At 41.1% G+C, this 14,579-nt stretch carries 13 protein-coding genes and 1 pseudogene; 8 read left to right on the top strand and 6 right to left on the bottom strand.

The features are described from left to right. Positions 1-150: 150 nt before the first annotated feature. Genes LC033_RS05770 through LC033_RS05780 form a run of 3 tightly spaced genes read left to right on the top strand, consistent with a single transcriptional unit; the run spans position 151 to position 2,480 of the window. Positions 151-1,077, top strand: a complete 927-nt coding sequence (locus LC033_RS05770; protein WP_226567295.1) for an ABC transporter ATP-binding protein — start codon at positions 151-153, stop codon at positions 1,075-1,077. After that, the gene (locus LC033_RS05775) at positions 1,074-2,027 is read left to right on the top strand and encodes a DUF2705 family protein (RefSeq protein ID WP_226567296.1); all 954 of its coding nucleotides are present in this window, start codon (positions 1,074-1,076) and stop codon (positions 2,025-2,027) included. Before LC033_RS05770 ends, LC033_RS05775 begins: the two co-directional genes overlap by 4 nt. A 24-nt stretch (positions 2,028-2,051) precedes the next feature. Further along, positions 2,052-2,480 (top strand): DUF4064 domain-containing protein, encoded by a 429-nt coding sequence (locus LC033_RS05780; RefSeq protein ID WP_226567297.1) that lies wholly within the window; start codon positions 2,052-2,054, stop codon positions 2,478-2,480. Positions 2,481-2,525: 45 nt separating this feature from the next. Here the strand turns inward: LC033_RS05780 and LC033_RS05785 are convergent, their stop codons facing one another. Then, entirely contained in the window at positions 2,526-3,854 is a 1,329-nt protein-coding gene (locus tag LC033_RS05785; RefSeq protein ID WP_226567298.1) for a CitMHS family transporter, read from the bottom strand. A 377-nt stretch (positions 3,855-4,231) separates the two neighbouring features. Between LC033_RS05785 and LC033_RS05790 the strand changes: the two genes are divergently transcribed. Then, a complete protein-coding gene (locus LC033_RS05790; protein ID WP_226567299.1) occupies positions 4,232-5,131 on the top strand; it encodes a LysR family transcriptional regulator in 900 nt (299 codons plus the stop codon). Between the two features lie 17 nt (positions 5,132-5,148). On the opposite strand, the pseudogene LC033_RS05795 reads toward LC033_RS05790, so the two are convergent. Next, positions 5,149-5,713, bottom strand: a pseudogene (locus LC033_RS05795) (hypothetical protein); the annotation flags it as partial. A gap of 3 nt (positions 5,714-5,716) precedes the next feature. Here LC033_RS05795 and LC033_RS05800 point away from each other — a divergent pair. Further along, on the top strand, positions 5,717-6,832 hold the full coding sequence (locus LC033_RS05800; RefSeq protein ID WP_226567300.1) for a DNA alkylation repair protein: 1,116 nt from the start codon (positions 5,717-5,719) through the stop codon (positions 6,830-6,832). A 15-nt stretch (positions 6,833-6,847) separates the two neighbouring features. Here the strand turns inward: LC033_RS05800 and LC033_RS05805 are convergent, their stop codons facing one another. The 3 genes from LC033_RS05805 to LC033_RS05815 all read right to left on the bottom strand — a co-directional run bounded on the left by LC033_RS05805 (position 6,848) and on the right by LC033_RS05815 (position 9,263). After that, complete coding sequence (locus LC033_RS05805; RefSeq protein ID WP_226567301.1) at positions 6,848-8,185, bottom strand: amino acid permease; 1,338 nt, start codon at positions 8,183-8,185, stop codon at positions 6,848-6,850. 401 nt (positions 8,186-8,586) lie between these two features. Beyond that, entirely contained in the window at positions 8,587-8,829 is a 243-nt protein-coding gene (locus LC033_RS05810; protein ID WP_226567302.1) for a hypothetical protein, read from the bottom strand. Positions 8,830-8,903: 74 nt separating this feature from the next. Further along, positions 8,904-9,263 (bottom strand): MerR family transcriptional regulator, encoded by a 360-nt coding sequence (locus tag LC033_RS05815; RefSeq protein ID WP_226567303.1) that lies wholly within the window; start codon positions 9,261-9,263, stop codon positions 8,904-8,906. Between the two features lie 259 nt (positions 9,264-9,522). Between LC033_RS05815 and yidA the strand changes: the two genes are divergently transcribed. Continuing rightward, positions 9,523-10,335: a sugar-phosphatase gene (gene yidA, locus LC033_RS05820; protein WP_226567304.1), complete on the top strand. Its 813-nt coding sequence runs from the start codon at positions 9,523-9,525 to the stop codon at positions 10,333-10,335. Between the two features lie 254 nt (positions 10,336-10,589). Here yidA and LC033_RS05825 read toward each other — a convergent pair whose 3' ends face one another. After that, positions 10,590-12,410: an acyltransferase family protein gene (locus LC033_RS05825; protein WP_226567305.1), complete on the bottom strand. Its 1,821-nt coding sequence runs from the start codon at positions 12,408-12,410 to the stop codon at positions 10,590-10,592. A gap of 241 nt (positions 12,411-12,651) precedes the next feature. Between LC033_RS05825 and LC033_RS05830 the strand changes: the two genes are divergently transcribed. Then, positions 12,652-13,527, top strand: a complete 876-nt coding sequence (locus LC033_RS05830) for an aldose 1-epimerase family protein (RefSeq protein ID WP_226567306.1) — start codon at positions 12,652-12,654, stop codon at positions 13,525-13,527. Between the two features lie 61 nt (positions 13,528-13,588). Continuing rightward, the gene (gene deoR, locus LC033_RS05835) at positions 13,589-14,533 is read left to right on the top strand and encodes a DNA-binding transcriptional repressor DeoR (protein WP_226567307.1); all 945 of its coding nucleotides are present in this window, start codon (positions 13,589-13,591) and stop codon (positions 14,531-14,533) included. Positions 14,534-14,579: the final 46 nt, after the last annotated feature.

Consider the following 14,579-nt stretch of genomic DNA (forward strand, 5'->3'; position numbering starts at 1 on the left):
AAAAAAGGCAGATGATTCTCTAAATTTTTCCTAATCCTCTTCACAACTTTCGGCCATTGCTGTACCATATGGAAGTGTTCTTCTATTTTTGACGGATCATGGGGTTTATCTGGAAATAGATGATACTTAGAAAAAGAAGGAGAGGTAACGTTGAACGTTTTAGAACTGAATAATGTATCTAGGCATATTCGCGGGAAAAAGATTGTTCAAGACTTGAGTTTTTCTGTCCAAGCGGGCGAAGTCTTTGGCTTCTTAGGACCGAATGGCGCAGGGAAAACAACCACCATTCGTATGATGGTCGGTCTTTCTCCAATTACCTCTGGTGACATTCTGATTAATGGTCATAGTATTCAAACCTCATATCAGCATGCCATTCAAGATGTCGGTGCGATTATTGAAAATCCGGAAATGTATAATCATTTAACTGCAAGGCAAAATCTTGTCCATTTTGCCAGAATGAATGGAAAAGTGGATGAAGGTCGAATTGATGAGCTGCTAGAGCTAGTCAGTTTGCAGCATGTAAAACATAAGCGTGTCCGTACGTTTTCACTAGGAATGAAGCAACGTTTGGGCATTGCACAGGCACTGATACATAAACCGAAACTGCTGATCTTAGATGAGCCGACCAATGGGCTTGATCCAGAGGGAATTCGGATGATACGAAATTACTTGAGAAGGTTGGCAAAGCAAGAAGGGCTGGCTGTCATCGTCTCAAGTCACCTCATGTCAGAAATGGAATTGATGTGTGATCGTTTTGCCATTATCAAAACAGGAAAGCTGATTGCGATTGAGGATCAGCGTGCGGAGACGAAGCAGGCTGATTTGGTCAATTATCGAATGAAGATCGCATCAAATGAGCTTGAAGAAGCGCAGAAGCTCATTGGTGCATTCGAGGAAGGCATCACTGTAAGGAAAGAGGAGCATTACTTATTCTTCTCCATGCCAGAAGAGAAAATGCCGCAATTGATTTGTCATTTGAGCGAGGCTTCTATTCATTTGTACGAAATCAAAATAGAAAAACAGACACTAGAAGATAAGTTTTTAAGCTTAACTGGTAAAAAGGAGGCAGACGTATGATTCGCCTCATTCAAAACGAGTGGATGAAGATCAGTTATCGTGTCGGTACGTGGATTATGGTTGGACTTCTTGTTTTAGGCATGATTGCCACGCTTATCTTTGCAGTTAAAACAAATGACGATGATCAATCGATAAGTGATTGGAAAGCCGAGCTGCAAATGATCAATAAAGAAAAGAAGCAAGAATTGAAAGAGAATGATTTAGGATTTTATAAGAGATCCCTTGAAAAGGATATTGCGATCAATGAGTATCGTATCAAACATGATTTGCCTCCAGCCGATCAATTCGGTAAAAATGCATGGACTTATGTGAAGATAAATGCTGATTTGCTTCAGCTCGTTGGTGTATTTGTGATTATTATTGCAGCCACGATTGTCTCGGCTGAATATAAGCATGGTACAATTAAATTATTATTGATTCGACCACCATCAAGGTTGAAGGTTCTTTTATCTAAATACTTTACCGTTCAACTTTACTCTCTATTCCTTATCGCAGTCCTATTTATCTTATCATTCATCTTAGGTACGATATTCTTTGGACTAAACCATGATTATGTGTATTTGTCTTACCAAAATGGTGAAGTCATTGAACGATCTCAGTTTGCGAATATGGTTTTTTATTATTTGGCACATTGTTCCATGTTCGTTGTACTAGGGACACTTTCTTTTGCAATCTCAACGGTATTTAGAAGTGAGGCCATTTCTATTGCAATTAGTGTGTTAGCTTATATTGTGGGAGCATCCATCACAAGCATTTTGATGTTCTTCTTTGATTGGGCGAAATACTTATTGTTTGCCAACGACCCTGCACAATATTTCGCGGACACACCTACTTTTATCGAAGGCATGTCTCTAGGATTCTCATTAACCGTCCTAGTCATCTATTGGGCTATTTTCTTGGCTATTGCCTTAATTGTCTTCCAAAAGCGAGAAGTGAAAACAGGCAGTTAATCTAATTTTTTAGGAGGTTTACACATGATAAAACGTAAAGGTGAAAAAGTAATGGGGATTATTAGCATTGTCCTCAATGTCATTGGTGTTGGTTTTGGGGCATTGATGCTCTCTATGGATCAATCGTTTTTTGATCAATTCAATGAAGTGTTACAAGAGGAAGGCGAAACATTGCCAATCGAAACACTTCAGGCTTCGGTTCATGCATTTGGTATTCAATTCATGGTGGTTTCTTCCATTGGGGCTGTGTTAACCATTGTTGGTGTGATTATGTTGAAAACAGACCGCCGCGCCGTGCTTTCTGGTATTCTCTTCTTGGTTTCTGCGATCACTCTTTTAATTGGAACTGTTGGTCTTGCCTTCGTTCCGATGATCTTGTTGCTTATCATTGGATTGATGTCACTTATTAAAAAGCCGAAAACTGAAGTGCACACGAGTGAATATCCTTCTTAAATAAAAGAAAAAGACATGCGTCCATATGCGCATGTCTTTCTTTTTTTAAATGATGCCAATTAGCTTGGCGACGATCAGTAAAATGATACTGAATCCCCACATCCAAAAGAAGGAATAGCGGATATGTTTCCCCATATCCACACCTGCAAGGCCTACAGCAAGCCAAACAGCAGGGGCGAGTGGACTGACAAAGGTTCCGATGATATTTCCAATCATCATTGCATATGCCGCTGATGAGCCAGACACGCCAACCTCAGATGTAATCGATTCGACAATTGGCAGAAGTGCATAATAATAGGCGTCTGTACTTGTCAGCATATCAAGTGGTACCCCAAACATCCCCACAATGATGTGTAAAAATGGAAGCAAGAAAGCAGGTAGAATTTGAACGCTGTCAACAGCTATTGCTTTGAGCATTCCCGTTCCTTCGAGAATTCCTAGAAATGAACCTGCGGAGAAGATGACAGCAGCCATCATCAGCGCACTCGGTGCATGAGCCTTGATTCTTTCCATTTGTACATTCACATTCGGATAGTTAATCAACAGCGCAAGAGAAAGTCCAATCATAAACATATAACTGGCTGGAATCACACTCAGCACAAGAAGGACAACAACAGCCAAAAACAGGATGAAATTCACCCAGATGAGGTGATAACGTTTTAAAGAGGCGTCACCTGTTTCACTAATAGATTGAATAGCCCGGTCCCAATCAGCGCCTTCTAGTTGAACGGCGGCAATTTCTTTTGAAGCAATTTTCACCCTAATCCGTTTTTCTTCTCGTTTCCCTAAGATGAACGCCATCCCCAACACGAGAACGACTCCGATGAGCTGAATAGGGATGAGCGGTACCCATAGCTCTGATGGATCCATATTCAAGACACTTGCTGCCCGTCCAGTCGGTCCAGCCCATGGCACCATATTCGTTAATCCGGCACTAGTTCCGATTAATAACAGCAGTAAGTAAGGACTCATATGTAATTTTTTATAAAGTGGAAGCAGTGCAGGCACAGTTAATAAAAAGGTGGTGGCTCCTGCTCCATCTAAATGTGCGAAAACGCCAATTAGAGCTGTCCCCATCGCAACCGTGACAACATTTCCCTTTGTCAATTTGATTAAAGCTTTTATGACAGGTTCAAAGAACCCTGTATCTTGTAAAATACCAAAAAATAAAATGGCGAAGATAAACATGGTCGCCACTGGTAATACTTTGATAATCCCTTCTTCAAAGAAAGTTTGAATATCATTGATACCAAATCCTGCTATGATTGCCCCAACTAAAGGTACCATGACCATGGCGACAATTGGACTTGCTTTCCCCCAAATCAGCAAAACAACAATCGTTAAAATAATCAACAACCCAAAAAACGTTAACATAAGTCCCTCCCCCTACAATAAACCGTTTACACTTGTTTACTCTTTGTATACCAATGCAGTCCCATATCTGCATTGAAAAAAGGTTACCAAAAATACAAGTATTATGCAACCGCTTTCATACCTATGCAATTGTAAAAAAGGATTTCAAAACCAATCATGGTGCGGGATCAAACATGTCAAAAAATTTAGATAAAAAATAACCATTCAATCGTATATCTACAATTGCTTTGGCATCCCTTGACGCAATCGATAATCCAGCTTTTTCGGCAATGTTCTTTATTTTTGCTGCCAAGGTAGTCCTTTACGGAGTGGCAATGAATTAGTAAGATATATGTAAAGAAGGTGTTGGATTAAGACTGCTGATAGGAGAGGGGCAGATGTATTACGATGCATTGAAGACATTCGTGACAGTCGTAGAGGAGAAAAACTTTACAAAAGCAGCCCAGAAGCTGCGAATTTCTCAGCCGAGTGTCAGTCTTCATATCAAGAACTTGGAGCAGGAATTTCAGACGGTTCTGCTCAATCGTTCGCCGAAGCAATTAACTGTGACACCAACTGGGGATATGTTGTACCATCGTTCAAAGCAAATCATTCATTTATATGAACAGGCGAAGCAGGATATTTATGAGCATCATCATCTGGCAAGAGGGAAACTGACGATTGGGGCAAGTTTCACCATTGGGGAGTACGTGCTGCCGCAAATCTTAACAGAGTTCCATCAGCTCTATCCACATGTCGATATTGAGGTGGTCATTGATAATACCGAGGCGATTGCCAGACATGTCCGTTTGTTCCATGTCGATATCGGTCTCATTGAAGGACAGACCAATGACAAAGAACTTTCTGTGGAAACCTTTTTAGAGGATGAGCTCTACATCGTTGCTCCATTAGATCATCCGTTTGCTAAGAAAAAGGATGTCACAATTGATCAATTGCAAAACGAAACATGGATCACGAGAGAAGAAGGGTCAGGTACCGGAGAATACTTGCAGCATGTGCTGAAATCAAATGGACTGAAGGCGCGAACCTTTGTGACATTTAGCAGCAACCAAGCCATTAAAGAAGCTGTCATCCACGGGATGGGGCTATCTGTTTTATCCAAATACGTCCTCCAGCGAGGCAGTATTGGCGGTGAGTTGGCTGTCATTTCTGTGAGAGGAATGGACTTTAAACGAAAATTCTCTTATGTCGAATCGCCGATGACAGGTGGAAATAAAAATAAGGAATTGCTCGTTGAATTGTTAAGGAAAGAGAGAAAAGACGCTTCTCCAAAGTAGGAGAAACGTCTTTCTTATCATCCTTTTATTTTAATTTCATCGACTGGAAAGAACATTTTACCTGTATCGGAGTATTTCATCGTCACTGATTCCCTTCTTTTAAATAAATGACAAGGGGCTCTTTTTCAGATGACATGGTGTAGTTTTTCCCATCGTCTAGTAGGAATGTGACGGTTGTATAATCACCTGTCTTTTCCTTGAACACTCGTTTGACCTTGCCAGTCGTTTTTTTCTTTTCTTGCTTAGATGAGCTGTTGACTGTGCCGTCGCCCTTTTGAAGGCTGTTTTATAGGCTCTCAGTGCTTCGTATAATGTTGAAGCGTAAGCAGCGATTTCAGGGTTAGCCGCAGAGACAATAAAGTAGTTCTGCAGGAATCCGTTTGAATCGAAAACAGGTGTGAGCCAGCTTGCTTTTCCATAGAAATTGTAGAGAATCGGCATGTGCCCTTTCCATTTCTTCTCGATGAATCATTTCTCAATAATTTGCAAAGCGCCCTGGGAATCCATGTAGGATTCTTGAAGATTTCCGGTAAAATAAGTGGCTTTTCCTGTCCGGGCATTCGTCAGTGTATACCCGAGCATGAGATGTGGGAGGTGGACACGATCGAACCATTAAAACATGTATATCATGAATTATTTATTCAAGAGTTAGCAGAGAAACTTGCACAAGAGTCGACTTTATTTAATGCCGGTGAATTTCAGCGGCTCGTGTTACAAGAGGATTGGCCGCAGCTTGAGCTAAAAGAACGGATGAGAAGAATCACTGAGTCGATGCATGCCTGTTTGCCAGAGGATTACGAGCAGGCAATTGATGTACTGTGTCAGGTAGCACCACATTTTACAGGGCTTAGTGCACTCGTATTTCCAGACTACGTAGAGATGTATGGTCTTAAACATTGGGATATCTCGATCAAGGCGCTTGCCTTCTTTACGCCTTTTTCCACTTCTGAATTTGCCGTTCGGCCTTTTCTGATTCAACATCAAGACAAAATGCTGGCACAGATGCTGGTGTGGTCACAGGATCAAAATAACCATATCCGCCGGCTGGCAAGTGAAGGGTGCAGACCACGTTTACCATGGGGATTATCAGTTCCTTCGCTTAAAAAGGATCCTTCGGTCACGCTGCCTATTTTGGAAAACTTGAAGTCCGATTCGGCCAAGTATGTACAAAAAAGTGTAGCCAATCATTTAAATGATCTATCTACGATTCAGCCTGATCTGATGAAGCAAACGGTCAAAAACTGGTATGGAACCAATAAGCATACGAACTGGATTGTCAAACATGCATCCCGTACATTACTCAAGAAAGGTGATCCAGATATCATGGCTTTGTTTGGCTATGGAGACGATCCGTCCATTCAAGTAATAGATTTGAAGGTAGCGAAAGATTCTATTTGTATTGGAGAGAAAATGACCTTTCATTTCATTCTTCAGGCTGACAAGCCACTAAAACTGCGTGTGGAGTATGCCATTGATTACGTCAAAGCTAGGGGTACCCGCAATCAGAAGGTATTTAAAATCACAGAATTTGAAACAGACTCAGCGTTACATAGAGAATTTGTCAGGTCACAGTCGTTTCAAAATATGACGACAAGAAAACACTATAAAGGAACTCATACATTAACGATCATCGTCAACGGCATCCCAAAAGCGTCAGTTGACTTTGAAGTTGGAGCAGCTAACGAAAAAACCCGCCATTGAGACGGGTTTTGGCATTTAAGCCTTCTTTTTCATCAAGAATGAAGCAATGATGGCCGCAATTAAGAAACCGATACTAATAATCGAGCTTGGCAAGTTTTCTTGCCTGAATAGGAACAAAACAAAACTTACACTTAGTACTAGACCTGCAAATAAAGTTAAATAAGGAAACAACCAAACCTTGAAATACGGCTCCTGTGGATATGATGGCCGCAGTTTCAAATGTGCCAGACAAATGCTGATCCAAATAAGAGAAACGGCGAAACCAGGAATAGCCAGCATATAACTGAAAATCTGTTCTGGATATAAATAAGCAAAGAATGTTCCAATTAAAAGAAACAGAACGGTCACCCATAAACTCAAAATAGGCACGCCTCTTTTATTGACCTGTGCCAGCTTTTTCGGGCCGCCGTCTGCTTTTGATAAAGAATGAATCATCCTCGTCGTTCCATAAATGCCGGAATTGGCCGCAGATAGAACGGCTGTAATCAATACAAAATTAATGAAGTGAGAGGCGCCTTGCATACCTGCAGCTGAGAAGACTTGAACAAAAGGACTGTTATTTGGATCGATTTGATTCCAAGGAATCAGTCCGCAGATAATCAAAACCGGCAATGTGTAAAATAAGATAATGCGCCACATCATGCTTTTGACAACACCAGGTAATACCTTCTCCGCATTCTTTGTTTCTGTAATGGTCAGCCCGATCAATTCAGAGCCTCCATAAGAGAAAATCACAACTAATAATGATGCAAAGATAGCGCCCCATCCGTTCGGAATGAAGTTTTGATAGTTGGTGAGAGCAGGTGTGCTTTGTTCGTTTGGAATGATCCCAAATAATAATGCTGCACCGAGAATAATAAAAACAATAATAACGAAAATCTTCATTCCAGCAAACCAAAACTCAATTTCACCAAAGTATTTTACATTATTTAAGTTAATTCCGATGACTAAGAGTGAGCAAAGTAAACATAGTGACCATAACGGCACATGGGGCAACCAATATTGAAGCAAACTGCCTGCTGCAATGATCTCGATGACACATACAGTGAGCCACATAAAACAGTAAACCCAGCCGACAACAAATGAAAAACGTTGACCAAGCGCAATCTGTATAAGATCACGAAGATTATTCCCCGGATAGACAATGGCCATTTCAGCTAAGGCTGCCATGACAATGAGAAGTAGTAATCCAGCAAATACATAGGAAAAGATAACCCCAGGACCTGCTAAACCGATTGTATCAGCACTTCCTTTAAAGATTCCTGTACCAATGACCCCGCCCATCGCAATCATGCGAATGTGACGCGGTGATAAAAGCTTTTTTAATTCGTGTTGTTCTTGATTTGCGCTCATGACGTTCTCCTTTTTTAACATGCTTAAGTTCCATTTTCTTTTTTCAAGACGTCAGTGTCAATATAAAAAAAGAGATTTTTCAGACAAAATAGACGGTTGATTCTATCAATTTATACACTTATACCCATAAATTCCTTCCGTCACCTATCATTAAAAGCTTTTATTAAACTTCAAGAGGAAAACAGAACATTTGCCATATTGATGACATAAACAATGGTCTGTTTTTGTTGATCTATCATTTTTATTACTAAAGTCCTAAAAACATTATTTATAACTTTAAAATAACAGAGCAAGTGAATGCCTCGGTCGATGATTTGAATCAAATGTCTCAGCGTCTTGTGACGTACTCAAAGAGTATTTAATGTCAAAAACCCCCTTTTCATCAGAAGGCGGTTTTTTGATTAAGCATGATCTGCTGGGAAAACAATGCCGATATCTTTTCTTGCGGCTTCAAGGACTTTCATGATAGAGAGACTTTCATCAAGCCATTCATAACACTGTTCATGATTTTCTATTTCAATGATGTGTTGGAAAGCTTCTGCTTCATAAAACAGGGCGTTCCGATTTATTTGTGCATTGAGTGGGATCATTTGATCATCAACATGTAGCAACACTTCGTCTCTTAGTATACCTGATGTTTTCATAGAACGTGTATCTCGTATCTGGGTGCAGAGGGTACCAGTAAAGAACACCGGCACATCTTTGGTTGCCTTTGCAATTAGCTGATGTTGGCTAATATTTGTTTCGTTAACAATTGAATGGCAGCCTTCCTCTTTTTTAACTCATGAATGGATTTTTGAATATCTTCTACTTTTTGTTTGAGCAGCTGTTCAGCTTCTGTTTTTGACTGATTCTCGAATAGTGACGACATAATTTTACGAATTTCTTTGAGTGAGAAATCTAGCTTTCTCGCTTCGGTGATGAAGGAGAGCATAAGCACATATTTTTTATCATATAAACGATAGCCGTTATGTGCTCTTTTTGGCTCGGGGAGCACACCCTCATTTTCGTAAAAACGAATGGTTTCGATATGAACACCAGACATTTTTGATAATTTCCCTCTCGTAAACGTAATCATTACCTGCACCTCCTTTCTTTGCTATTTATCATACAATTAGAACTGCTAGTTTCAAAATATTCTACGGTAATTTTGAAAAGGGAGGTAAGCTCTCCTCAAAGCAGGATTAATAGAATACGTTATATAGAGTAGGATGGACAGAAAGAGAAAAAAACGATAGGCTAAAGTAGGTAAATAGTACGATGAATCATATATGATCATGTAGATGATTGCTCAAAATAGTGACAGCACGTGTTTGCTGAGAAAAGGGGAGCAGCGAATGTATAAATTAGTCGCAATTGATATGGATGGTACGTTATTAAATGATCAACATATGATGCTGGATGAAGTGTTTGAAGCCATTCAACAGGCGAAGGCAGAAGGAATTAAAATTGTTTTATGCACGGGCCGACCAATTGGCGGGGTGAACCGCTATTTAACAGAGCTTCAGCTCGATCAAGAGGGAGATTATGTGATTGCCTACAATGGAGCACTTGTGCAAAATAGCCATACAAAAGAAGTGGTGTCAGAACTGACTTTATCCTATGATGATTTGACTTCTTTATATGAATTGAGTCGTCAGTTGAATACACCTATGCATTATTTCGATTCAACTCATTTGTATACACCAAATCGCAATATTAGTGAGTACACAGTGCTTGAATCCTACTTAACAAAATTACCACTTAAGTATTTACCTGTTGAAGAGGCAGATCAATCAATGAAACTTCCGAAGATGATGTATATTGATCAGCCAGAACGGTTGGAAAAGACGATACAAGCCATCCCACCTGAAGTGAAGGACAAGTATATGTTGGTGAAAAGCACGGATTTCTTCCTTGAGATCATGCATCCTGATGTGAGCAAAGGAAATGCCGTGAAGCTTCTAGCTAAGGAGATGGGGATTGCTCGTGAAGAAGTCATGGCCATTGGCGACAACGGGAACGACGTGTCGATGCTAGAGTTTGCAGGCTGTGGCGTCGCCATGGGAAATGCCATTGATGGTGCCAAAGCAGTAGCGGATGTTGTGACAAAATCCAATAATGAAGCCGGAGTCGCACATGTGCTACATGAGCTTGTCTTAGGAAAATAAAGAAAAGAGCAGTCTACCAGGGACTGACCCCCGTTTTTGAGACAGGGATCAAAACACCTCCATGTTTTATTTCGGATCACAACGGTCCGTTTTCAAACTTGAAGGTGTTTTTTATTTGTCTCATCTTAGGGGGTCAGTCCCTGCGAACGGTGATTTCGCTTTGGTGGATTAAAAAACAAAGGAAGAACGGGGATTAGTGATTAGAGCTACCGTTTTGAACACATACAAGAAGACTAGCATCATACTAGTCTTCTTTATGGGGATGACACATCTCCTTTTTTCTTGACACTTGCTGTAATGAGTTTTGTCAAGGTGTCAGATCCTTTTGTTGAAAGATGGACGCCATCTGGCTGAAAATAGGATGACTGTCCTGTAGCGGCTGAATGCCAATCGACCAACGTGACGTTGCGATGTTGATTCGATACCCGCCGGATCACTGCGTTGACGTCATTTTCCCAAGCCCTCGGAATTTTCGTGTTCACAAGGAAAATGTGTGCTTTTGAAAAATGCTGAATGAATGATGTCAATGTGCCCTCAGTGAAATAACCATTTGTGCCAAGCTCAATAATTACAGCTGCATCTGTTTGATTAAATGAAGCGTATTGAGGGGCGATGCTGATGGCTTCCTTCATTTGTCTACCAACCTTTGCATCAATGGTGATTTGTTCATATACCTTTTCAAGATTCGGGGCAATGTCTAACATGACGGAATCGCCAATGGCAAGAACTTGGTGAAATTGTTTGTGATCTGCTGCTTTTTTCTCGTGTTTATCATTCTTTTTCTTCGCTTTTGATTCAGGAGGGTCTACTGCTTTTTTTGGCGCAGTCTTAATGTGTGTCACTTCTTTCGCATGTGGAGATGTATGAGACGAGCTAGACATGCCAATCGTAAATAAAATCAAGAGAGCTGCGCCGATCCCAAGGAACACTTTATTGGACACAGACCATTGTTTGATCCCCTTTTTCCAAATAGACCAAGAGGTAAAATATTGTCTAAACCCAAGCTGGCGAATCGGCTGTTCGATCAAGCGGTAGGAAGCCTCTGCTATTAGTAGAATCGCTATGAGCTGCAATGTGACACGCCACATGGAAGGCTGGCCAATCTCAATGACAGGTGTGGTCAATACGATGATTGGGTAATGCCATAAGTAGATACCGTAAGACCGCTTTCCAAGCAAGACGAGTGGTTTAAAGGACAGCCATTTCCCCACGAGACTTGCAGGGTGGCATACGCACGCAATTAAGATGGCTGCATTGAGACAGAATAAAAGCATACCGCCCTGGTAGAGAAAGCTGTCAAATTCGTCCACTGCATAAACACATAAGAGGAAAATCGCCAGTGAACCAAATCCCGTTATATGTAACATACGTCTGCCGACAGGAAGTAATTTTCTGCTTGAAAGTCTTTGCATCGGCCATACAAATGCAAGACTGCACCCAATCAGTAGCGCAAATGCGCGTGTATCTGTTCCATAATAAACCCTGCTTTGATCAGTATCAGGAGAATAGAGAATCGCCATCCATAAGGCGGAGACCAGTGCAAGAACAAAGGTGATCATGAAAAGGTGGGATCTATTTTTGATCCATTTCAGTCCAGCAATCAACAGCACCGGCCAGATCATATAAAATTGCTCTTCAATCGCCAAAGACCACAGATTCTTCAGTGGAGATACAGCATTGAAGCTATCAAAGTAAGACAGCTGATGGAAAATGTACCACCAGTTACTCACATAAAAAAAGGACGATAAAGCATCGCCCCTTATGGACAATAATGCATTTGAACCAGCAATGGCACACCAGCTGACGGTTAAAAAAATCATGACATAGGCAGCCGGAAGAAGCCTTCTAATGCGGCCCATCCAAAATGTCAACAGCTCTTGATAGCCCAAAGCTTGCTGATGTAACAAGATCGTCGTAATCAAGTAACCGGAAATCACAAAAAACAAATCAACGCCAAGAAACCCGCCGCTTGCGGATCCAATATGTAAGTGATAAGCAATGACTGCCATTACGGCAACAGCTCTTAGCCCATCTAATCCTAATATGTAACGTAAACGGTTTTCCTTGCTGTTCATGAAAATGAATCCCCCATCAATGTTAAACGCCTCTTTTTTGTTGCACTCCAAAAGAACAACGATTCTTTTATTTTATATAAGAGTAGACGAACCGGCATCACATTTTGTTGGCGAATTTCTGGGTTTTTTTAAATTTTTTATATGAAGAAAAAAATTGATAAGCTAAAGGGATTGTCTTATCTTTATACTCAAATCAAAAATCCCTGTCATAATAAAATAAGAAGAAAAGGGGTTATGTTGAATGAGAACGATTGAAAATGATCAGTTATTGGTTCAAATCAATGAGAGAGGCGCTGAGGTCAGAGAGGTGCTTCACAAGGAAAGCGGACATCATTATATGTGGTATGGTGATCCCGCTTATTGGGGCAGGGTGTCGCCTGTCTTATTTCCGATTGTTGGCAGATTAAAAGATGATCAATACAAGATTGGGGATCAAACCTATGAGCTAACGCAGCATGGATTTCTTCGTGATGTCGATTTTGAACTATATGAAGAAGCGAAAGGTAAGGTGACTTTTCAATATCAATCAAATGGCCTCCACCTTACGCAATATCCCTATGAGTTTACAGCCCGCATTCGTTATGAACTGTCGCAAAATGGACTGACGATTGCCTGGGAAATTGAACATGACGGGGAAGACACGATGTATTTCTCCATTGGCGGACACCCAGCATTCAATGTCCCGCTTGTCGAAGGGGAGCAAACAACCGATTATTTGCTGACACTGATACCTTCCACTGAGCATAAACCTGTACAATATGAACTGCGGGATTCACTTGTGAGGGAGAAGGAGAAAGACGTTCATCTTGAGCCGATTCAGCTACAGTCAGAGCTCTTTCAGCACGATGCGATGATCTTTAGTCATATCAATCGAGTGTCATTATCATCCCCAAAAGGTCAGGGTGTTGAGGTTGACCTCAGTGGTTTTCCATTCGTGGGCATTTGGTCTCCTTATGATCCAAAAAAGGGAACGATGGCTCCTTTTGTTTGTATTGAGCCTTGGTATGGAATCGCAGATATGGAAGGGACGAATAAGCAGTATAAGGACAAATTCGGTATTCAAACCTTAGAAAAGGATGAGAACTTTCAAGCAGCCTACACCATTTTCTTCAAATGAACATTTGTGCATGATAAGGTGAACAATCTGTTATAATAGAAGAAAAAAAGGAGGCGTACGAATGGATCGGGAGAAACAGCAATTAAGTATTGAAGCGGCAAGGCTTTATTACTTATCTGATTACAGCCAGCAGGAAATCGCCAAACAGCTCGACCTGTCGAGACCGACTGTGTCTCGTCTACTTCAATATGCGAAGGAGAAAGGGTACGTCCAAATTACGGTGATGGACCCATTTGAGGATTTAAATGAGCTGTCCTCATTGCTCAAGGAAAAGTACGACCTGCTCGAAGCTCATGTGGTGTTTTCGCCAATGGACGACTATCCGACCATCACCGATTACCTGAGCCGATTTGGTGCAGATTACCTGCAAAAAACGGTGAAAGACGGTGATGTCGTTGGGGTGAGCTGGGGAACTACGATGTATCAAATTGCACAAAAGATGCAACCTAAACAGGTAAAAGGTGTAGAGGTGGTCCAGCTAAAAGGCGGGATCAGCCATTCACATGTGAATACATATTCTGCGGAAACCATCCAGCTGTTTGCTGAGGCTTTTCAAACAGCCCCCCGCTATTTGCCGCTGCCTGTTGTGTTTGATAGTGCAGCCGTTAAAGAGATGGTCGAACAGGACAGACATATTCAGCGCATCATTGAAATGGGCAAACAGGCTAATATCGCTGTGTTTACTGTTGGGACGGTAAGAGATGAGGCACTTTTGTTTAGGCTTGGTTATTTCCGTGAAGAAGAAAAAGCGTTGCTCAAGGCATCCAGCGTCGGAGATATCTGTTCGCGTTTTTATGATCAAGAAGGGCGCATTTGCAGTAAAGCCATTAACAACCGAACAATCGGTGTGGAGCTTGATGATTTAAGAACAAAAGAACGCTCCATTCTTGTTGCTGGCGGACATCGAAAGGTTGCTTCTATCCATGGGGCACTAAGAGGAAAATATGCGAACGTATTAATCATTGATCAGCACACAGCAAGAACTCTTTTAAATGTCACAAATTAGATGAACAAAATTTCATAACTATGTTTACTATTGTTCAATAGTCATT

It is taken from the genome of Bacillus stratosphericus, assembly GCF_020524495.1.
In the GTDB taxonomy this organism is placed as follows: Bacteria; Bacillota; Bacilli; order Bacillales; family Bacillaceae; genus Bacillus; species Bacillus stratosphericus_B.